The organism is uncultured Streptococcus sp. (assembly GCF_963521255.1).
Lineage (GTDB): Bacteria > Bacillota > Bacilli > Lactobacillales > Streptococcaceae > Streptococcus.
Window position 1 is genome coordinate 385,302 of record NZ_CAUQTU010000001.1, and the last position, 20,999, is coordinate 406,300.

At 34.6% G+C, this 20,999-nt stretch carries 21 protein-coding genes and 3 tRNA genes; 17 read left to right on the forward strand and 7 right to left on the reverse strand.

Translation table 11 applies throughout. The features are described from left to right. Nucleotides 1–46 precede the first annotated feature (46 nt). Complete coding sequence (locus RWP09_RS01895; RefSeq protein WP_314433425.1) at nt 47–589, forward strand: TetR/AcrR family transcriptional regulator C-terminal domain-containing protein; 543 nt, start codon at nt 47–49, stop codon at nt 587–589. A 40-nt stretch (nt 590–629) separates the two neighbouring features. On the opposite strand, the gene RWP09_RS01900 is transcribed toward RWP09_RS01895, so the two are convergent. The 7 genes from RWP09_RS01900 to rlmH form a co-directional block, all read right to left on the reverse strand. Continuing rightward, nucleotides 630–703 (reverse strand) — tRNA-Asn (locus RWP09_RS01900). 5 nt (nt 704–708) lie between these two features. After that, nucleotides 709–780, reverse strand: a tRNA-Glu gene (locus RWP09_RS01905). 51 nt (nt 781–831) lie between these two features. After that, nucleotides 832–1,584: a competence system response regulator transcription factor ComE gene (gene comE / locus RWP09_RS01910; RefSeq protein WP_101786257.1), complete on the reverse strand. Its 753-nt coding sequence runs from the start codon at nt 1,582–1,584 to the stop codon at nt 832–834. Further along, nucleotides 1,581–2,906 carry a competence system sensor histidine kinase ComD gene (gene comD, locus RWP09_RS01915; RefSeq protein WP_314433429.1) on the reverse strand — a complete coding sequence of 442 codons (1,326 nt, stop codon included), beginning with the start codon at nt 2,904–2,906 and terminating at the stop codon, nt 1,581–1,583. The genes comE and comD overlap by 4 nt, the downstream gene beginning before the upstream one ends. 12 nt (nt 2,907–2,918) lie before the next feature. Next, nucleotides 2,919–3,041 carry a competence-stimulating peptide ComC gene (gene comC, locus RWP09_RS01920; RefSeq protein ID WP_314433430.1) on the reverse strand — a complete coding sequence of 41 codons (123 nt, stop codon included), beginning with the start codon at nt 3,039–3,041 and terminating at the stop codon, nt 2,919–2,921. Nucleotides 3,042–3,206: 165 nt separating this feature from the next. Then, nucleotides 3,207–3,280: transfer RNA gene (locus RWP09_RS01925), tRNA-Arg, on the reverse strand. Nucleotides 3,281–3,323: 43 nt separating this feature from the next. Continuing rightward, a complete protein-coding gene (gene rlmH / locus RWP09_RS01930) occupies nt 3,324–3,803 on the reverse strand; it encodes a 23S rRNA (pseudouridine(1915)-N(3))-methyltransferase RlmH (protein WP_314433432.1) in 480 nt (159 codons plus the stop codon). A 181-nt stretch (nt 3,804–3,984) separates the two neighbouring features. Here rlmH and RWP09_RS01935 point away from each other — a divergent pair, with 181 nt between their 5' ends. The 16 genes from RWP09_RS01935 to RWP09_RS02010 all read left to right on the forward strand — a co-directional run bounded on the left by RWP09_RS01935 (nt 3,985) and on the right by RWP09_RS02010 (nt 20,924). Beyond that, entirely contained in the window at nt 3,985–5,166 is a 1,182-nt protein-coding gene (locus RWP09_RS01935) for a S1C family serine protease (protein ID WP_314433434.1), read from the forward strand. Nucleotides 5,167–5,223: 57 nt separating this feature from the next. Then, nucleotides 5,224–5,982: a ParB/RepB/Spo0J family partition protein gene (locus tag RWP09_RS01940; RefSeq protein WP_314433436.1), complete on the forward strand. Its 759-nt coding sequence runs from the start codon at nt 5,224–5,226 to the stop codon at nt 5,980–5,982. A 211-nt stretch (nt 5,983–6,193) separates the two neighbouring features. Then, the gene (dnaA, locus tag RWP09_RS01945; protein ID WP_314433438.1) at nt 6,194–7,555 is read left to right on the forward strand and encodes a chromosomal replication initiator protein DnaA; all 1,362 of its coding nucleotides are present in this window, start codon (nt 6,194–6,196) and stop codon (nt 7,553–7,555) included. 158 nt (nt 7,556–7,713) lie between these two features. Continuing rightward, nucleotides 7,714–8,850 (forward strand): DNA polymerase III subunit beta, encoded by a 1,137-nt coding sequence (gene dnaN, locus RWP09_RS01950; protein ID WP_000581174.1) that lies wholly within the window; start codon nt 7,714–7,716, stop codon nt 8,848–8,850. A 65-nt stretch (nt 8,851–8,915) separates the two neighbouring features. Then, complete coding sequence (locus RWP09_RS01955) at nt 8,916–9,110, forward strand: DUF951 domain-containing protein (protein ID WP_000285186.1); 195 nt, start codon at nt 8,916–8,918, stop codon at nt 9,108–9,110. Between the two features lie 84 nt (nt 9,111–9,194). After that, nucleotides 9,195–10,310: a redox-regulated ATPase YchF gene (ychF, locus tag RWP09_RS01960; RefSeq protein ID WP_314433440.1), complete on the forward strand. Its 1,116-nt coding sequence runs from the start codon at nt 9,195–9,197 to the stop codon at nt 10,308–10,310. Between the two features lie 72 nt (nt 10,311–10,382). Beyond that, complete coding sequence (gene pth, locus RWP09_RS01965) at nt 10,383–10,952, forward strand: aminoacyl-tRNA hydrolase (RefSeq protein WP_314433443.1); 570 nt, start codon at nt 10,383–10,385, stop codon at nt 10,950–10,952. Further along, a complete protein-coding gene (mfd, locus tag RWP09_RS01970) occupies nt 10,953–14,456 on the forward strand; it encodes a transcription-repair coupling factor (RefSeq protein ID WP_314433445.1) in 3,504 nt (1,167 codons plus the stop codon). Nucleotides 14,457–14,513: 57 nt separating this feature from the next. Continuing rightward, nucleotides 14,514–14,780 (forward strand): RNA-binding S4 domain-containing protein, encoded by a 267-nt coding sequence (locus RWP09_RS01975; protein WP_001234978.1) that lies wholly within the window; start codon nt 14,514–14,516, stop codon nt 14,778–14,780. Next, nucleotides 14,773–15,141, forward strand: coding sequence for a septum formation initiator family protein (locus RWP09_RS01980; RefSeq protein ID WP_314433447.1), 369 nt, complete (start codon nt 14,773–14,775; stop codon nt 15,139–15,141). The genes RWP09_RS01975 and RWP09_RS01980 overlap by 8 nt, the downstream gene beginning before the upstream one ends. A gap of 4 nt (nt 15,142–15,145) precedes the next feature. Beyond that, nucleotides 15,146–15,268 carry an SP_0009 family protein gene (locus RWP09_RS01985; protein ID WP_314433449.1) on the forward strand — a complete coding sequence of 41 codons (123 nt, stop codon included), beginning with the start codon at nt 15,146–15,148 and terminating at the stop codon, nt 15,266–15,268. Beyond that, nucleotides 15,261–16,529: a serine hydrolase gene (locus tag RWP09_RS01990; protein ID WP_314433451.1), complete on the forward strand. Its 1,269-nt coding sequence runs from the start codon at nt 15,261–15,263 to the stop codon at nt 16,527–16,529. Before RWP09_RS01985 ends, RWP09_RS01990 begins: the two co-directional genes overlap by 8 nt. After that, nucleotides 16,526–17,803, forward strand: coding sequence for a tRNA lysidine(34) synthetase TilS (tilS, locus tag RWP09_RS01995; protein ID WP_314433453.1), 1,278 nt, complete (start codon nt 16,526–16,528; stop codon nt 17,801–17,803). Before RWP09_RS01990 ends, tilS begins: the two co-directional genes overlap by 4 nt. A 4-nt stretch (nt 17,804–17,807) precedes the next feature. After that, nucleotides 17,808–18,350, forward strand: a complete 543-nt coding sequence (gene hpt, locus RWP09_RS02000) for a hypoxanthine phosphoribosyltransferase (protein WP_049535534.1) — start codon at nt 17,808–17,810, stop codon at nt 18,348–18,350. Between the two features lie 15 nt (nt 18,351–18,365). Continuing rightward, complete coding sequence (gene ftsH, locus RWP09_RS02005) at nt 18,366–20,324, forward strand: ATP-dependent zinc metalloprotease FtsH (protein WP_070842143.1); 1,959 nt, start codon at nt 18,366–18,368, stop codon at nt 20,322–20,324. A 120-nt stretch (nt 20,325–20,444) separates the two neighbouring features. Further along, nucleotides 20,445–20,924 (forward strand): sigma-70 family RNA polymerase sigma factor, encoded by a 480-nt coding sequence (locus RWP09_RS02010; protein WP_314433457.1) that lies wholly within the window; start codon nt 20,445–20,447, stop codon nt 20,922–20,924. Nucleotides 20,925–20,999: the final 75 nt, after the last annotated feature.

Consider the following 20,999-nt stretch of genomic DNA (forward strand, 5'->3'; position numbering starts at 1 on the left):
AATCCATTTTTAGACATATGGTCTAATTTGTTTATAAGGAGGAAATATGCAAGAAAGTAATAAACGCTTAAAAACAAAGCGAACTATTGAAAATGCTATGGTACAATTACTGATGGAACAGCCATTTGATCAAATTTCTACTGTCAAGTTAGCAGAAAAATCCGGAATTAGTCGTTCCAGCTTCTATACGCACTATAAGGATAAATATGATATGATCGAGCACTATCAAGGCAAGCTATTTCATACATTTGAATATATTTTTCAAAAACATGCTCATCACAAAAGAGACGCTATTTTAGAAGTATTTGAATATCTAGAGTCAGAACCACTTCTGGCTGCCCTTCTTTCTGAAAATGGGACTAAAGAAATCCAAAATTTCTTAAGAAATAAACTTCATATCATGCTCAGTACAGATTTACAAAAGCGATTTATGCAACTGAATCTCAATACCACTGAATTAGAATATAGTAGCATCTATCTAACTCACGCACTTTTTGGTGTCTGCCAAACTTGGATTGCACATGGAAAAAAAGAAAGTCCTCGAGAAATAACAGACTTCCTTATGAAGATGCTTGGTGATACAAATTGATACAAAAAAGGGAACAATACTATGTTCCCTTTTATCTATACTCCGCCAGTAGGACTCGAACCTACGACATCATGATTAACAGTCATGCGCTACTACCAACTGAGCTATGGCGGATAAAATAGTCCGTACGGGATTCGAACCCGTGTTACCGCCGTGAAAAGGCGGTGTCTTAACCCCTTGACCAACGGACCTTCTATCTGTAGCAGATATAACCATTATATCAATTTCTTACTAATTGTCAATCACTTTTGAGATTTTTTCTCTAAAATATCTTTCAATTTTCTAATTTTTAACCTTGAAATAGGACAGCGATGATCTTCATAGAAAACAACTTCTAGATTCTTTCGGTCAATTTCTCTAATATTGCCTATATTTACCAAAAATGACTTATGAGGAGAATAAAATCGCTGAGTATGTTTGTCCTTTTCCTGAATATCTGTCATGGTACCGTAAAATTCTTTTGCAAAATTCTTACCAATAATGCGTAATTTATGAGAGACTCCTGTCGTTTCAATATACAAAATATCATGGTAAGGAATTTTTAAATCATTTCCCTTGTAATTGTAGTCAAAATAATCTACCACATCTTCATTTTCAAGTAACATACTCTTCGTGTAGAAGATATTTTGCTCAATTCTCTTCTTAAATAACTCATCATTGATATCCTTATCAACAAAATCTAGAGCTGATACCTGGTATTTATAGGTCAAAGTCGCAAACTCTGATCGACTGGTAATAAAGACGATAATAGCGTAAGGATTGTAATGACGAATGAGCTGAGCCACTTCAAATCCCTTTTTCTCAATCCCATGAATATCGATATCTAGGAAATAAAGCTGATTTACTTCATCGTTTTCAATGTATTCTTCAAATTCACGGACTTTTCCCGTTGTCTTGTATGATATTGGAATATTCGATTCTTTCGAAATTTCATCCAATATTCTCTCTAGTCTCACTTGATGTTCAATAACATCCTCTAAAATTAAAACTTTCATTCAAATTTCCTCTTAAATCTAATAATTTGTCTAAATGTACTGCCTTCCATCTCTGTTTCTAAAATAATATTGTTGTACTTATCTAGTAGTTCTTTCACATTATTTAATCCTACTCCGCGATTTCTTCCCTTAGTGGAGAATCCTAAAGCAAATAGATCTCCTGAAGGAGTCATCGTCATTTTACATGAATTCTGAATCACAATCACTGTTTCAGTTTCCATCTTAATAACTGCTACTTCCATCTGCTTTTTATAACTATCAGCCGATCCCTCGACAGCATTGTTCAATAAAACGCTCATGATACGAACCAAATCCAATAGTTCAATTGGGAGCTTGGTAATCGTATCTTTTACTTCCAGTGTAAACTCTACACTGTTATTTCGAGCATAGACAATTGACTGAGCAACCAAACTTCGTAAAGCTGAATCTTCTATGTTGTTCAAATCAAAGTAAGTGTACTTATCTGAACGCAATTTATGATTTGCTTTAACTAAAACTTCATTGTAAACTCTGTCAATTTCCTGTAAATTACCACTGTCAATTGCCATCTGCATACTGACAAGCATTCCAGCATAGTCATGTCGAAAACCACGAATTTCATTATACAGTCCGACAATTTCATCTGTGTAGTTTTGTAAATGTTTCTGTTCAAATTTCTTCTGCTTCAAAGCAATCTCTTTCTCCATTTGTTCTTTATACGAATTCATTGCAAAGAAGGTCAAAAATAGAGAAATAAAGACAATAGATGACAAAATACTTCCAAAACTATTCAAATGTTTAATCGTACTTACTATATCTGAAACGAAAGATACAATATGTAGCAGTAGTAAAGCAATAAATACTTTTTTCAAGAAAGGATAAAGGTAGTCCTTGTCAAAATAGGTTAGTTCTAAGTGAAAATAATGAATGATTTTTAAGATAACAAAATAGGTCAGCACCGTTACAACGAAAAAGAATGAGTCATAATATTGTAAAACAAAATTGTCTCCTGTTAGAGAGGATAAAGTTACGGACAGAAAGTTATGAGTGCTCTCATATAAAAGAGATAGTAGTAAACTTAAGAATAGTCCTTTATCCCTCTCATACTGTTTCATCCATCGAAAATAGGAATACAAGCCCAAAGGAAATAAAAATATTGAAATCCCTAACCCATCTAAATATAGAAGATAAAAGGGAAGGCCAAGTAATACTTCTACTAGTAATGTATAAGCACCAAAAAAGAATAATTCTTTTCTATTTATTTGACCTTTACAAATTAAAAGGTAACTGTGACTAATAATAAAAAAATATACTATAAAATCTACTACTAAGAAAAAATTCATTCTTCTACTCCTTTATATTCTTCTTAAGAAATTAAAGAAATTATTATTTGATCTCCTAATCTCCCCACCTTGAATCTTTTGCAAGTCTTTTTCCTTCAAGGCTACAAACTGTTCCAATTTAACTGTGTTTTTCATAATAAAATCTCCTAAAATGTTTTTTTCTTGTAAGCTAACTTACAAAAACTATTATACAAAATGGAATTTCATTTTAGATAAAATTCTCTCAACTGTCATTTTTTTCTCCCCAAGTGTACTTTTTTAAGAAAAAAGCCGGGAAAATTCCCAGCTTTGCTATTATATTGATCCCAGCAGGATTCGAACCTGCGACCGTTCGCTTAGAAGGCGAATGCTCTATCCAGCTGAGCTATGAGACCTAACACAATCATTCTACCAAAAATTCAATTAAAAGTCAATTTTCTATTTGTGATAGGGCGAGCCCTGCTGAATCGTAAAAGCGCGATAGATTTGTTCAACAAGAACTAGTCTCATTAACTGATGGGGCAAGGTTAAGCGACCAAAACTAACAGAAAGATTGGCTCTCTTTTTTACATCCTGTGCTAGCCCCAGACTCCCTCCAATAATAAAGGTAAGAGTAGAAAATCCTTTTATAGAAGCTTCTTCTAATTGCTTACTAAATTCTTCCGAGGATAAAGTTTTCCCTTCGATAGCTAACACAATAACAAAATCACGGTCACCAACTTTTGATAAAATTCTCTGACCTTCTATTTCTAAAATCTTTTGATTTTCTGACTCACTGGCCCTATCTGGTGTTTTTTCATCTGCTAACTCAATCATTTCAAGCTTAGCAAATCGAGAAATTCGTTTTGAATACTCTGAGATACCATCTTTTAAATACTTTTCTTTCAGTTTCCCGACTGTTACAACTTTAATTTTCATAACTCTATTCTAACATATTCTCTATTTTTCACACCTTATTCACAAAATAAAAGGTTAAATTTATCCGAGAAACCACAGATTTTTGAAAGTTATCCACAATCTGTGAAAAACTTTTGTTTTTAAGTTATAATTAAGCTAGTCAGTTTATACTTTCAGTAATTTCAAACATATGGAGGCAAATATGAAACATCTAAAAACATTTTACAAAAAATGGTTTCAATTATTAGTCGTTATCGTCATTAGCTTTATTAGTGGAGCCTTGGGTAGTTTTTCAATAAACCAACTAACTCAAAAAAGTACTATAAGTACCTCTAACAACAATAGTACTATCACACAGACTGCCTATAAAAACGAAAATTCAACAACTCAGGCTGTTAACAAAGTAAAAGATGCTGTTGTATCCGTTATTACTTATTCGGCAAACAGACAAAATAGCGTATTTGGTAATGATGATACTGACACGAATTCTCAGCAAATCTCTAGTGAAGGCTCTGGGGTTATTTATAAAAAGAATGACAAAGAAGCTTATATTGTCACCAACAATCACGTTATAAATGGCGCCAGCAAAGTAGATATTCGTTTGTCAGATGGAACTAAAGTACCTGGAGAAATCGTCGGAGCTGATACTTTCTCTGATATTGCTGTCGTCAAAATCTCTTCAGAAAAAGTGACAACAGTAGCTGAATTTGGTGATTCTAGTCAGTTAACCGTAGGAGAAACTGCTATTGCTATTGGTAGCCCGTTAGGTTCTGAATATGCAAATACTGTCACTCAAGGTATCGTATCTAGCCTCAATCGCAACGTCTCCTTAAAATCTGAAGATGGACAAGCCATTTCTACAAAAGCTATCCAAACTGATACTGCTATTAACCCAGGTAACTCTGGTGGCCCACTGATCAATATTCAAGGGCAGGTTATCGGAATTACCTCAAGTAAAATTGCCACAAATGGAGGAACATCTGTAGAAGGCCTTGGTTTCGCAATCCCTGCAAATGATGCTATCAATATTATTGAACAGTTAGAAAAGAACGGAAAAGTGACTCGCCCAGCTTTGGGAATCCAAATGGTCAATCTCTCAAATATTATTACAAGTGATCTTAGAAGACTGAATATTCCAAGCAGTGTAACATCTGGTGTAGTTGTTCGTTCTGTGCAAAGTAATATGCCTGCCAATGGTCACCTTGAAAAATACGATGTTATTACAAAAGTAGATGACAAAGAGATTGCTTCATCAACAGACTTACAAAGTGCTCTTTACAATCATTCTATTGGAGACACCATTAAAATAACTTATTATCGTAACGGTAAAGAAGAAACTACATCTATTAAACTTGACAAGAGTTCAGGTGATTTAGAATCTTAACTGACATCTATGTAAAGAAATCTTTACATAATAGAAAAGATGTGTTAGTGTAGAATCATGGAAAAATTTGAAATGATTTCTATCACAGATATACAAAAAAATCCCTATCAACCTCGAAAAGAATTTGATAGAGAAAAACTAGATGAACTAGCACAGTCTATTAAAGAAAATGGGGTAATTCAACCGATTATTGTTCGTCAATCTCCTGTAATTGGTTATGAAATCCTTGCAGGAGAGAGACGCTATCGGGCTTCACTTTTAGCTGGTCTAACATCTATCCCCGCTGTTGTTAAACAGCTTTCAGACCAAGAGATGATGGTCCAGTCCATCATTGAAAATTTACAAAGAGAAAATTTAAATCCAATAGAAGAAGCACGCGCCTATGAATCTCTCGTAGAGAAAGGATTTACCCATGCTGAAATTGCAGATAAAATGGGTAAGTCTCGTCCTTATATCAGCAACTCTATTCGCTTGCTTTCCTTACAAGAACATATCCTCTCAGAAGTAGAAAATGGCAAACTATCACAAGCCCATGCACGTTCTCTAGTTGGGTTGAATAAGGAACAACAAGACTATTTCTTTCAACGAATCATAGATGAAGACATTTCTGTAAGGAAGTTAGAAGCTCTTCTGACAGAAAAAAAACAAAAGAAACAGCAAAAAAATGATTATTTCATACAAAATGAAGAAGAACAGTTAAAAAAACTACTCGGATTAGATATTGAAATCAAACTGTCTAAAAAAGATAGTGGAAAAATCATTATTTCTTTTTCAAATCAAGAAGAATATAGTAGAATTATCAACAGCCTGAAATAAGGCTGTTCTTTTATTTTTTTATCTCACAAGGTTATCCACTATTTTTTTCAAGAAAAAGCTTAAAAAATCAGCAATTTCTTATTTCATCCCCAACTTGTGGATAAAACTTGATAACATTGTGGATTATTTTCACAGCTTGTGGAAAATTCTTGCTATCTATGGTAAAATAAGTCTAGCATTAAACTTTTAAATAGTAAAGGAGGAGAAAGGATTGAAAGAAAAACAATTTTGGAATCGTATATTAGAATTTGCTCAAGAAAGACTGACTCGATCCATGTATGATTTCTATGCTATTCAAGCTGAACTCATCAAGGTAGAGGAAAATGTTGCTACTATATTTTTACCACGATCTGAAATGGAAATGGTCTGGGAAAAACAACTAAAAGATATTATTGTAGTTGCCGGATTTGAAATTTATGATGCTGAGATAACTCCCCACTATATTTTTACCAAACCTCAAGATACGACTATCTCACAAGTTGAAGAAGCTACAAATTCAACTCTTTATGACTATAGTCCAAGGTTAGCATCTATTCCTTATTCGGATACTGGATTAAAAGAAAAGTATACCTTTGATAATTTTATCCAAGGGGATGGAAATGTTTGGGCAAAATCGGCTGCTTTAGCTGTTTCAGAAGATTTAGCTTCGACCTATAACCCTCTTTTTATCTATGGAGGTCCAGGTCTTGGTAAGACTCACCTATTAAATGCTATTGGTAACGAAATTCTAAAAAACATTCCTGATGCGCGTGTTAAATATGTCCCTGCTGAAAGTTTTATTAATGACTTTCTTGATCACCTAAGACTGGGAGAAATGGAAAAGTTTAAAAAGACATACCGTAGCCTTGATCTTTTATTGATTGATGATATACAATCTCTAAGTGGTAAAAAAGTTGCAACACAAGAAGAATTTTTCAATACCTTTAATGCACTGCACGACAAGCAAAAACAAATTGTCCTAACCAGTGACAGAAGTCCAAAACATCTGGAAGGGCTTGAAGAAAGACTTGTCACGCGCTTTAGTTGGGGATTAACACAGCACATTGCACCTCCTGAATTTGAAACACGTATTGCCATTCTACAAAGCAAAACGGAACATTTGAATTACAATTTCCAAAACGATACTTTAGAATACTTAGCAGGTCAATTTGATTCAAATGTTCGCGATCTCGAAGGGGCAATTAATGATATCACTTTGGTCGCTAGAGTAAAGAAAATCAAAGATATTACAATTGATGTTGCTGCAGAAGCTATTAGAGCTCGAAAACAAGATGTTAGCCAAATCCTTGTCATCCCAATTGATAAAATCCAAAATGAAGTTGGTAACTTTTATGGTGTCAGTGTCAAAGAAATGAAGGGAAGTAGACGTCTTCAAAATATTGTGTTAGCCCGTCAAGTGGCTATGTATTTATCTAGAGAACTAACAGATAATAGTCTTCCAAAAATTGGGAAGGAATTTGGTGGAAAAGACCATACAACAGTCATTCATGCTCATGCCAAAATTAAATCTTTGATTGATGAAGACGATAATTTACGTTTAGAAATTGAATCAATCAAAAAGAAAATTAAATAAGTTGTGGATAACTTTTGCTTTTTTATCTTTTTTATCCACATTTTTTAAACAATCAAAAAAACTTGATATGACTTGTTTAAAGTCTGTTTTCCACAGATTTCACAGACTCTATTATTACTATTATCCTTCTAATACTAAAAATAAATAAAGGAGAATCCATGATTCATTTTTCAATTAATAAAAATTTATTTCTACAAGCATTAAATACTACTAAGAGAGCTATTAGTTCTAAAAATGCCATTCCTATTTTATCAACCGTAAAAATTGACGTAACCAATGAAGGTGTTACTTTAATTGGTTCAAATGGTCAGATTTCAATTGAAAATTTTATTTCTCAAAAAAATGAAGATGCTGGTCTATTAATTACTTCTTTAGGTTCGATCCTTCTTGAAGCTTCTTTCTTTATCAATGTGGTATCTAGTCTACCTGATGTAACTCTTGATTTTAAAGAAATTGAACAAAATCAAATTGTTTTAACGAGTGGCAAATCAGAAATTACCCTAAAAGGAAAAGATAGCGAACAGTACCCACGAATCCAAGAAATTTCAGCAAGCACTCCTTTAGTTCTTGAAACAAAATTACTCAAGAAAATTATCAATGAAACAGCTTTTGCTGCAAGTACCCAAGAGAGTCGTCCAATTTTGACAGGTGTTCATTTTGTATTGAGTCAACACAAGGAGCTAAAAACAGTGGCAACAGACTCTCATCGACTAAGCCAGAAAAAATTAACGCTTGAGAAAAATAGTGATGATTTTGATGTTGTTATTCCTAGCCGTTCTCTACGCGAATTTTCAGCGGTATTTACAGATGATATTGAAACTGTAGAGATTTTCTTTGCCAATAACCAAATCCTCTTTAGAAGCGAAAATATTAGCTTCTATACTCGTTTGTTAGAAGGTAACTATCCTGATACAGATCGTTTGATTCCAACAGACTTTAACACTACAATTACTTTTGATGTGGTAAACTTACGTCAGTCAATGGAGCGTGCTCGCCTTTTATCAAGTGCGACTCAAAATGGTACTGTGAAGCTTGAAATTAAAGGTGGTATTGTTAGCGCCCATGTTCATTCTCCAGAAGTTGGTAAAGTAAACGAAGAAATCGATACTGATCAGGTGACTGGTGAAGATTTGACTATTAGTTTCAATCCAACTTATTTGATTGATTCCCTCAAGGCTTTAAATAGCGAAAAGGTGACCATTAGCTTTATCTCAGCCGTTCGTCCATTTACTCTTGTGCCAGCAGACACTGACGAAGACTTCATGCAACTTATCACCCCAGTTCGTACAAATTAAGTGAAAGAGGTTGAGCCTAGCTCGCCTCTTTTATGATATAATCGAAAAAGAAAAGGAGAGTAGCTATGTATCAAGTTGGAAATTTTGTTGAAATGAAAAAACCACATGCTTGTACCATCAAGTCAACAGGTAAAAAGGCTAATCGTTGGGAAATTACACGTGTAGGAGCAGATATCAAAATCAAATGTAGTAATTGTGACCATGTTGTCATGATGGGGCGCTATGATTTTGATAGAAAAATGAATAAAATTATTGACTAAGAAGCCTTAGTTAGAGGGTTAGCAAGTTTTCCCTTTTTGTGTTATAATATTAGGGATTGAAATGAAAACGGAGAATGAAAAAATATGGCCTTAACAGCAGGTATCGTTGGTTTGCCAAACGTTGGTAAATCAACACTATTTAATGCAATTACAAAAGCAGGAGCAGAGGCAGCAAACTACCCATTTGCGACGATTGATCCAAATGTTGGAATGGTGGAAGTTCCAGATGAACGCCTACAAAAACTAACGGAAATGATCACTCCTAAAAAGACAGTGCCAACAACATTTGAATTTACAGATATTGCAGGGATTGTAAAAGGAGCTTCAAAAGGAGAAGGGCTAGGGAATAAATTCTTGGCCAATATTCGTGAAGTAGATGCGATTGTTCACGTAGTTCGTGCTTTTGATGATGAAAATGTGATGCGTGAGCAAGGACGTGAAGATGCCTTTGTGGATCCACTTGCAGATATTGATACCATTAACTTAGAATTGATTCTTGCTGATTTAGAATCAGTCAATAAACGTTATGCGCGTGTAGAAAAGATGGCACGTACGCAAAAAGATAAAGAATCAGTAGCAGAGTTTAATGTTCTTCAAAAGATTAAACCAGTGCTTGAAGATGGGAAATCAGCTCGTACCATCGAATTTACAGATGAAGAACAAAAGGTTGTCAAAGGTCTCTTCCTTTTGACAACTAAACCAGTTCTTTATGTTGCCAATGTAGATGAGGATGTAGTTTCAGATCCAGATTCTATCGACTATGTCAAACAAATTTGTGAATTTGCAGCGACAGAAAATGCTGAAGTAGTCGTTATTTCTGCGCGTGCTGAGGAAGAAATTTCTGAGTTAGACGATGAAGATAAGCAAGAGTTTCTTGAAGCACTTGGGTTGACAGAATCAGGCGTTGACAAGTTGACTCGAGCTGCTTACCACTTGCTTGGACTGGGAACTTATTTCACAGCTGGTGAAAAAGAAGTTCGCGCTTGGACCTTCAAACGTGGTATGAAGGCTCCTCAAGCAGCTGGTATTATCCACTCAGACTTTGAAAAAGGATTTATTCGTGCAGTAACCATGTCATATGAGGATCTAGTGAAATACGGATCTGAAAAGGCCGTAAAAGAAGCTGGGCGCTTGCGTGAAGAAGGAAAAGAATATATCGTTCAAGATGGCGATATCATGGAATTCCGTTTTAATGTCTAAGAAATTTAATAAATAGTGTCAGTTAGGTTGGAAAAAAATTCCAACCCTTTTGGCTTTTGAAAGGAAAAATAAATGACCAAATTACTTGTAGGCTTGGGAAATCCAGGGGATAAATATTTTGAAACAAAACACAATGTTGGCTTTATGTTGATTGACCAACTAGCGAAAAAACAAAATGTCACTTTTACACACGATAAGATATTTCAAGCAGAGCTAGCATCTTTTTTCCTAAATGGAGAAAAAATTTATCTTGTCAAACCAACGACATTTATGAATGAAAGTGGAAAAGCGGTTCATGCTTTATTGACTTATTATGGTTTGGATATTGAAGATTTACTCATCATTTACGATGATCTTGACATGGAAGTTGGAAAGATTCGTTTAAGAGCAAAAGGTTCAGCAGGTGGTCATAATGGTATCAAGTCTATTATTAAACATATAGGGACTCAGACATTTAATCGTGTTAAGATTGGAATCGGAAGACCTAAAAATGGCATGTCAGTTGTTAACCATGTTTTGAGTACCTTTGACAAGGATGATTATATTGGTATTTTACAGTCTATTGACAAAGTTGACGATTCTGTAAACTACTATTTACAAGAGAAAAACTTTGAGAAAACGATGCAGAGGTATAATGGATAAATGGTAACCTTATTAGATTTATTCTCAGAAAATGATCAGATAAAAATATGGCATCAAAATCTGACAGATAAGAAAAGACAATTAATGTTAGGCTTGTCAACTTCTACAAAAGCTTTAGCAATTGCAAGCAGTTTAGAAAAAGAAGATAAGATTGTGTTACTGACGTCAACTTATGGAGAAGCAGAAGGACTGGTTAGTGATCTTCTCTCTATTTTGGGTGAGGAACTTGTCTATCCATTTTTGGTAGATGATACTCCTATGGTCGAGTTTTTGATGTCTTCACAAGAAAAAATCATTTCACGGGTTGAAGCCTTGCGTTTTTTGACTGATTCATCTAAGAGAGGGATTTTAGTTTGTAATATCGCAGCAAGTCGATTGATTTTACCGTCTCCCAATATATTCAAAGATAGTATTGTAAAAATAACAGTTGGTGAAGAATATGACCAACACGTACTTATCCATCAGTTAAAAGAGATAGGCTATCGAAAAGTTACACAAGTACAAACTCAGGGAGAGTTTAGTATACGAGGAGATATTTTAGATATTTTTGAAATATCTCAGTTAGAACCTTGCCGAATTGAGTTTTTTGGTGATGAAATTGATGGTATCAGGTCATTTGAGGTCGAAACACAATTATCGAAAGAAAATCAGACAGAACTCACTATCTTTCCAGCTAGTGATATGCTTTTGAGAGAAAAGGATTATCAACGAGGTCAGTCAGCTTTAGAAAGACAAATTTCAAAAACGTTATCACCTATTTTAAAATCATACTTAGAAGAAATTCTTTCAAGTTTTGACCAAAAACAAATGCATTTAGATTATAGGAAGTTTTTATCTTTGTGTTATGACAAGACATGGACTGTTTTTGACTATATTGAAAAAGATACCCCAGTATTCTTTGATGATTATCAGAAATTGATGAATCAGTATGAAGTCTTTGAAAGGGAGTTAGTACAATACTTTACAGAAGAATTACAGAATAGTAAAGCATTTTCTGAGATGCAGTATTTTGCAGATACAGAGCAAATCTATAAAAAACAGAGTCCGGTTACCTTTTTCTCTAATCTACAAAAGGGTTTAGGAAATCTCAAGTTTGATCAAATTTATCAATTTAATCAATATCCTATGCAGGAATTTTTCAATCAATTTTCTTTTCTAAAAGAAGAAATTGAGAGATACAAAAAAATGGATTACACTATTATTCTACAGTCTAGCAATTCAATGGGAAGTAAAACATTGGAGGATGTTTTAGAGGAATATCAGATTAAATTAGATTCCAGAGATAAGTCAAGTATCTGTAAAGAATCTGTAAACTTAATCGAGGGTAATCTCAGACATGGTTTTCATTTTGTAGATGAAAAGATTTTATTGATAACTGAACATGAGATTTTTCAAAAGAAATTGAAACGTCGTTTTCGAAGACAACATGTTTCAAACGCAGAGAGATTAAAAGATTACAATGAACTTGAAAAAGGAGACTACGTTGTTCACCATATTCATGGGATTGGTCAATATCTAGGGATTGAAACAATTGAAATCAAAGGGATTCACCGCGATTATGTCAGTGTCCAATACCAAAATGGTGATCAAATTTCTATCCCAGTAGAACAGATTCATCTGCTGTCCAAATATGTTTCAAGTGATGGTAAAGCGCCAAAACTTAATAAATTAAATGATGGTCATTTTAAGAAGGCTAAGCAAAAAGTTAAGAATCAGGTAGAGGATATAGCAGACGATTTAATCAAACTTTATTCTGAGCGTAGTCAGTTGAAGGGTTTTGCTTTTTCAGCTGATGATGAAGATCAACATGCTTTTGATGATGCCTTCCCTTATGTTGAAACGGATGATCAACTTCGTAGTGTTGAGGAAATCAAGAGAGATATGCAGGCTTCTCAACCAATGGATCGACTTTTAGTTGGGGATGTTGGTTTTGGAAAGACTGAAGTTGCTATGCGTGCAGCCTTTAAGGCAGTCAATGATCACAAACAAGTTGTCGTTCTAGTTCCGACGACGGTTTTAGCGCAACAGCACTATACGAATTTTAAGGAACGATTCCAAAATTTTGCTGTTAATATTGATGTGTTGAGTCGCTTTAGAAGTAAAAAAGAGCAGACTGAAACACTTGAAAAATTGAAAAACGGTCAAGTTGATATTTTGATTGGAACCCATCGGGTTTTGTCAAAAGATGTTGTGTTTGCTGATTTGGGCTTGATGATTATTGATGAAGAACAGCGATTTGGTGTCAAGCATAAGGAAACCTTGAAAGAATTGAAAAAACAAGTGGATGTCCTAACCTTGACAGCAACGCCAATTCCTCGTACGCTTCATATGTCTATGCTGGGAATCAGAGATTTGTCTGTTATTGAAACTCCGCCGACTAATCGCTATCCTGTTCAGACCTATGTTTTGGAAAAAAATGATAGTGTCATTCGTGATGCTGTTTTGCGTGAAATGGAGCGTGGAGGTCAAGTTTACTATCTTTACAATAAAGTTGACACAATTGACCAGAAGGTTTCAGAATTACAGGAGTTGATTCCAGAGGCTTCGATTGGATATGTTCATGGTCGCATGAGTGAAATCCAGTTGGAAAATACTCTATTAGATTTTATTGAGGGGCAATACGATATCTTGGTGACGACTACCATTATTGAGACAGGGGTGGACATTCCAAATGCCAATACTTTATTTATTGAAAATGCGGACCATATGGGCTTGTCAACCTTGTATCAATTAAGAGGAAGAGTAGGTCGTAGTAATCGTATTGCTTATGCCTATCTCATGTATCGTCCAGAAAAATCAATTAGTGAAGTCTCTGAAAAGAGATTAGAAGCAATCAAAGGATTTACAGAATTGGGCTCAGGATTTAAGATTGCTATGCGAGATCTTTCTATTCGTGGAGCAGGAAATCTCCTAGGAAAATCCCAGTCTGGTTTCATTGATTCTGTTGGTTTTGAATTATATTCACAGTTACTAGAGGAAGCAATTGCTAAACGAAACGGGAATGCTAACACAAGAACCAAAGGGAATGCTGAGTTGATTTTACAAATTGATGCTTATCTTCCTGATACTTATATTTCAGACCAACGACATAAGATTGAAATTTATAAAAAAATTCGTCAAATTGACAACCGTGTCAATTATGAAGAGTTACAAGAAGAGTTGATGGACCGCTTTGGAGAATACCCAGACGTAGTAGCCTATCTTTTAGAGATTGGTTTGGTCAAGTCATATTTGGACAAGATCTTTGTTCAACGTGTGGAAAGAAAAGAGAATAAGATTACAGTTCAATTTGAAAAAGTCACTCAGCGACTGTTTTTGGCTCAAGATTATTTTAAAGCTTTATCCGCAACGAACTTAAAAGCAGCCATAGCTGAGAACAAAGGATTAATGGAAGTCGTATTCGACGTTCGAAATAAGAAGGACTATGAAATTTTAGAAGGTCTGCTCACTTTTGGAGAAAGTCTATTAGAGATAAAAGAATCAAAGGAAGAAAATTCTCTTTAACATTTTTCTTCTATAAAGTAGATAAAAATGATACAATAATAATTTGAGGTAATAAAAATGAGATTAGACAAATATTTAAAAGTATCAAGAATTATCAAGCGTCGTACAGTCGCAAAAGAAGTAGCGGATAAAGGCAGAATTAAGGTAAATGGAATCTTGGCCAAAAGTTCAACGGATTTGAAAGTTAATGACCAAGTTGAAATTCGCTTTGGCAATAAGTTGCTACTTGTAAAAGTACTGGAGATGAAAGATAGTACAAAAAAAGAAGATGCAGCAGGCATGTATGAAATTATCAGTGAAACACGGGTAGAAGAAAATGTCTAAAAATATCGTACAATTGAATAATTCTTTTATTCAAAATGAACACCAACGTCGTCGCTATCTGATGAAGGAACGACAAAAACGGAATCGTTTCATGGGTTGGGTTCTTATTTTGATGATTTTATTGTTCATTTTACCAACTTATAATCTTGCTCAAAGCTATCACCAATTACTCCAAAGACGTCAACAGTTATCAGACTTGCAAACTAAGTATCAAACCTTGAGTGAGGAAAAGGAGAAAGAGACAGCTTTTGCTACAAAGTTGAAAGATGAAGATTACGCTGCTAAATACATGCGTGCAAAATATTATTATTCTAAGAATCGGGAAGCTGTTTATACGATTCCTGAATTGCTTCCAAGGTGATGAAATGGAAAATTTATTAGATGTAATTGAGCAATTTTTGAGTCTATCGGATGAAAAACTAGAAGAGTTGTCTGATAAAAATCAACTATTGCGTTTACAAGGAGAAAAGGAAAGGAAGAATGCGTAAATTCTTAATTATTTTGTTGCTACCGAGTTTTTTGACTATTTCAAAAGTCGTTAGCACAGAAAAAGAAGTCGTCTATACTTCGAAAGAAATTTATTACCTTTCACAATCTGACTTTGGTATTTATTTTAGAGAAAAGCTAAGTTTCCCTATGGTTTATGGAGAAGTTCCTGTCTATGCGAATGAAGATTTAGTAGTGGAATCTGGAAAATTGACTCCCCAAACAAGTTTTCAAATAACCGAGTGGCGCTTAAATAAACAAGGAATTCCGGTATTTAAGCTATCAAATCATCAATTTATAGCTGCAGACAAACGATTTTTATACGATCAGTCAGAGGTAACTCCTATAATCAAAAAAGTATGGTTAGAATCTGATTTTAAACTGTACAATAGTCCTTATGATTTAAAAGAAGTGAAATCATCCTTATCAGCTTATTCACAAGTATCAATCGATAAGACCATGTTTGTAGAAGGAAGGGAATTTCTACATATTGATCAGGCTGGGTGGGTAGATAAGGAATCAACTTCTGAAGAAGATAATCGGATGAGTAAAGTCCAAGAAATGTTATCTGAAAAATATCAAAAAGATTCTTTCTCTATTTATGTTAAGCAACTGACTACTGGAAAAGAAGCAGGTATCAATCAAGATGAAAAGATGTATGCGGCTAGTGTTTTGAAACTCCCTTATCTTTATTATACGCAAGAAAAAATAAATGAGGGTCTTTATCAGTTAGACACGACTGTAAAATACGTATCTGCAGTCAATGATTTTCCAGGTTCTTATAAACCAGAGGGAAGTGGTAGTCTGCCTAAAAAAGAGGATAATAAAGAATACTCTCTAAAGGATTTAATTACGAAAGTATCAAAAGAATCTGATAATGTAGCTCATAACATATTGGGATATTACCTTTCAAACCAATCTGATACCACATTCAAATCCAAGATGTTTGCTATTATGGGAGATGATTGGGATTCAAAAGAAAAATTAATTTCTTCTAAAATGGCTGGGAAGGTCATGGAAGCTATTTATAATCAAAATGGATTTGTGCTAGAGTCTTTGACTAAAACAGATTTTGATAATGAGCGAATTGCCAAAGGTGTTTCTGTTAAAGTAGCTCATAAAATTGGAGATGCAGATGAATTTAAGCATGATACAGGTGTTGTCTATGGAGATTCTCCATTTATTCTTTCTATTTTCACTAAAAATTCTGATTATGATACAATTTCTAAGATAGCCAAGGATGTTTATGAGGTTCTAAAATGAGGGAACAAGATTTTTTAAATCATTTTCTCAAGAAGGGATATTTCAAAAAGCATGCTAAGGTGGTGCTAGCTCTTTCTGGTGGATTAGATTCTATGTTTCTATTTAAGGTGTTATCTACGTATCAAAAAGAGTTAGAAATTGAATTGATTCTAGCTCATGTGAATCATAAGCAGAGAGTAGAATCAGATTGGGAAGAACAGGAATTAAGGAAGTTGGCTGCTGAAGCAGAGCTTCCTATTTATATCAGCAATTTTTTAGGAGAATTTTCAGAAGCGCGTGCTCGAAATTTTCGTTATGATTTTTTTCAAGAGGTCATGAAAAAGGCAGGTGCGACAGCCTTAGTCACTGCCCACCATGCGGATGATCAGGTGGAAACGATTTTAATGCGTTTGATTCGAGGTACTCGTTTGCGCTATCTATCAGGAATTAAGGAAAAGCAAGTAGTCGGAGAGATAGAAATCATTCGGCCCTTCTTGCATTTTCATAAAAAAGACTTTCCATCCATTTTTCACTTTGAAGATATATCAAACCAGGAAAATCATTATTTTCGAAATCGTATTCGAAACTCTTATTTACCAGAATTAGAAAAAGAAAATCCTCGATTTAGAGATGCAATCTTAAGCTTCGGAAATGAAATTTTAGATTATGACTTAACTATAGCTGAATTATCTAAGAATATTGATGTAGAAAATTTAGAGCAGTTATTTTCTTATTCTGAGTCAACACAAAGAGTTTTACTTCAAACTTATCTGAATTGTTTTCCAGATTTGAATCTTACAAAAGCTCAGTTTGAAGAAGTTTGGCAAATTTTAAAAACTAAAAGCCAGTATCGTCATCCGATTAAAAATGGTTATGAATTAGTAAAAGAGTATCAACAGTTTCGGATTTGTAAAATCAGTCCACAGTCTGATGAAAAAGAAGATGAACTTGTGCTACACTATCAAAATCAGGTATCTTACCAAGGATATTTATTTTCCTTTGGACTTCCTTTAGAAGGTGAATTAATTCAGCAGGTACCTGTTTCACGCGAAACATCGATACATATTCGTCATCGAAAAACAGGAGATGTTTTGATTCAAAATGGGCATAGAAAAAAACTCAGACGTCTATTTATTGATTTGAAAATCCCTATGGAAAAACGAAAATCTGCTCTAATTATTGAGCAATTTGGTGAAATTGTCTCAATTTTGGGAATTGCGACCAGTAATTTGAGTAAAAACACGAAAAATGATATAATGAACACTGTACTTTATATAGAAAAAATAGATAGGTAAAAAAATGTTAGAAAACGATATTAAAAAAATCCTTGTTTCACACGATGAAATTACAGAAGCTGCTAAAAAATTAGGTGCCCAACTAACTAAAGACTATGCAGGAAAAAATCCGATTTTAATTGGGATTTTAAAAGGATCTATCCCTTTTATGGCTGAATTGGTTAAACATATTGATACACATATTGAAATGGACTTCATGATGGTTTCTAGCTATCATGGTGGAACAGCAAGTAGTGGTGTCATTAATATCAAGCAAGATGTGACTCAAGATATCAAAGGAAGACATGTTCTGTTTGTAGAAGATATCATTGATACAGGTCAAACTTTGAAGAGTTTAAGAGATATGTTTAAAGCAAGAGAGGCTGCTTCTGTTAAAATTGCAACCTTGTTGGATAAACCAGAAGGACGTGTTGTAGAAATTGAGGCAGACTATACCTGCTTTACTATCCCAAATGAGTTTGTAGTAGGTTATGGTTTAGACTACAAAGAAAATTATCGTAACCTTCCTTATGTTGGAGTATTGAAAGAAGAAGTGTATTCAAATTAGAAAGAACAATTTTTAATGAAAAAACAAAATAATGGTTTAATTAAAAATCCTTTTCTATGGTTATTACTTATTTTTTTCCTAGTTACAAGTTACCAGTATTTTAGTACAGGTAGTGTTGCAGGGAAAAGTGAGCAAATTAATTATACAGAATTGGTAAAAGAAATTACCGATGACAATGTAAAAGAATTGACTTACCAACCAAATGGCAGTGTTATCGAAGTTTCAGGTGTTTATAAAAATCCTAAAACAAGTAAAGAAGAAACAGGCATTCAGTTCTTTTCTCCTTCTGCTACAACAGTAGAGAAATTTTCAAGTATTATTCTTCCTTCAGATACTACAGTATCCGAATTGCAAAAACTTGCTTCTGACCATAAGGCGGAAGTAACTGTTAAGCATGAAAGTTCAAGTGGTATGTGGATTAATATTCTTGTATCCATTGTGCCATTCGGTATTCTTTTCTTCTTCCTATTCTCTATGATGGGAAATATGGGAGGAAATAATAGCCGTAACCCGATGAGTTTTGGACGTAGTAAGGCTAAAGCTGCAAATAAAGAAGATATTAAAGTAAGATTTTCAGATGTTGCTGGAGCTGAGGAAGAAAAACAAGAACTAGTTGAAGTTGTTGAATTCTTAAAAGATCCAAAACGATTTACAAAACTTGGAGCCCGTATTCCAGCAGGTGTTCTTTTGGAGGGACCTCCGGGAACAGGTAAGACTTTACTTGCTAAGGCAGTAGCCGGAGAAGCAGGTGTTCCATTCTTTAGTATTTCAGGTTCTGACTTTGTAGAAATGTTTGTAGGAGTTGGAGCTAGTCGTGTTCGTTCTCTTTTTGAAGATGCCAAAAAAGCAGCACCAGCTATTATCTTTATAGATGAAATTGATGCTGTTGGACGTCAACGTGGAGTTGGTCTTGGCGGAGGAAATGACGAACGTGAACAAACCTTGAACCAACTTTTGATTGAGATGGATGGTTTTGAGGGAAATGAAGGAATTATCGTTATCGCTGCGACAAACCGTTCAGATGTACTTGATCCTGCTCTTCTGCGTCCAGGACGTTTTGATAGAAAAGTCTTGGTTGGTCGCCCTGATGTTAAAGGGCGCGAAGCAATCTTGAAGGTTCATGCTAAGAACAAGCCTTTAGCAGAAGATGTTGATTTGAAATTAGTAGCTCAACAAACTCCAGGTTTTGTTGGTGCTGATTTAGAGAATGTATTGAATGAAGCGGCTCTAGTTGCTGCTCGTCGCAATAAATCGATAATTGATGCTTCAGATATTGATGAAGCAGAAGATAGAGTGATTGCTGGTCCTTCTAAGAAAGATAAGACAGTTTCACAAAAAGAACGTGAATTGGTTGCCTACCATGAGGCTGGACATACCATTGTTGGTCTAGTCTTGTCGAATGCTCGTGTTGTGCATAAAGTTACCATCGTACCACGTGGACGTGCCGGAGGATATATGATTGCACTTCCTAAGGAAGATCAAATGCTTCTATCTAAAGAAGATATGAAAGAGCAATTGGCTGGCTTAATGGGTGGACGTGTAGCTGAAGAAATTATCTTTAATGTCCAAACTACAGGAGCTTCAAACGACTTTGAACAAGCGACACAAATGGCGCGTGCAATGGTTACAGAGTACGGTATGAGTGAAAAACTTGGCCCAGTACAATATGAAGGAAACCATGCTATGTTTGGTGCACAGAGTCCTCAAAAATCAATTTCAGAACAAACAGCTTATGAAATTGACGAAGAGGTTCGTTCATTATTAAATGAAGCACGAAATAAAGCTGCTGAAATTATTCAGTCAAACCGTGAAACTCACAAGTTGATTGCAGAAGCATTATTGAAATACGAAACATTGGATAGTACGCAAATTAAATCTCTTTACGAAACAGGAAAGATGCCTGAAACCGTAGAAGAGGAATCACATGCATTATCTTATGATGAAGTGAAGTCAAAAATGAATGATGAAAAATAACCCTGAGAGAGGCATGTCCTCTCTTTTTTGTGCAGTTTAGACGGTGTAGGGAACAGAATGGGAGAAATGGGACAAAAGTGTTTCTGAATTTGTTAAACTGTATCTAGAAAGGGGAACATAATGCTTAAAGAATTATATGAAGAAGTACAGGGAATTGTATATAAGTGTAGAAATGAATATTACCTTCATTTATGGGAGCTATCGGATTGGGACCAAGAGGGAATGATTTGCTTACATGAATTGATCAGTAGAGAAGAGGAACTAGTAGAAGATATTCCTCGTTTAAGGAAATACTTCAAAACTAAGTTCCGGAATCGAATTCTAGACTATATCCGTAAACAAGAAAGCCAGAAGCGTAGATATGATAAAGAACCTTATGAAGAAGTAGGTGAAATCAGTCATCGTATCAGTGAGGGAGGTCTGTGGCTAGATGATTATTATCTCTTTCATGAGACACTAAGAGATTATAGAAGCAAACAAAGTAAAGACAAACAAGAAGAGTTAGAACGCGTCTTAAGACATGAACGCTTCCGAGGGCGTCAAAGAGTCTTAAGAGACTTACGTATTGTGTTTAAAGAGTTTGACATCCGTACACACTAGGAAGTCATACAAAAAATTAAAAAAGTTTCAAAAAGTAGTTGACAAAGTATGAAAAGTGGGTATAATAGTAAGAGT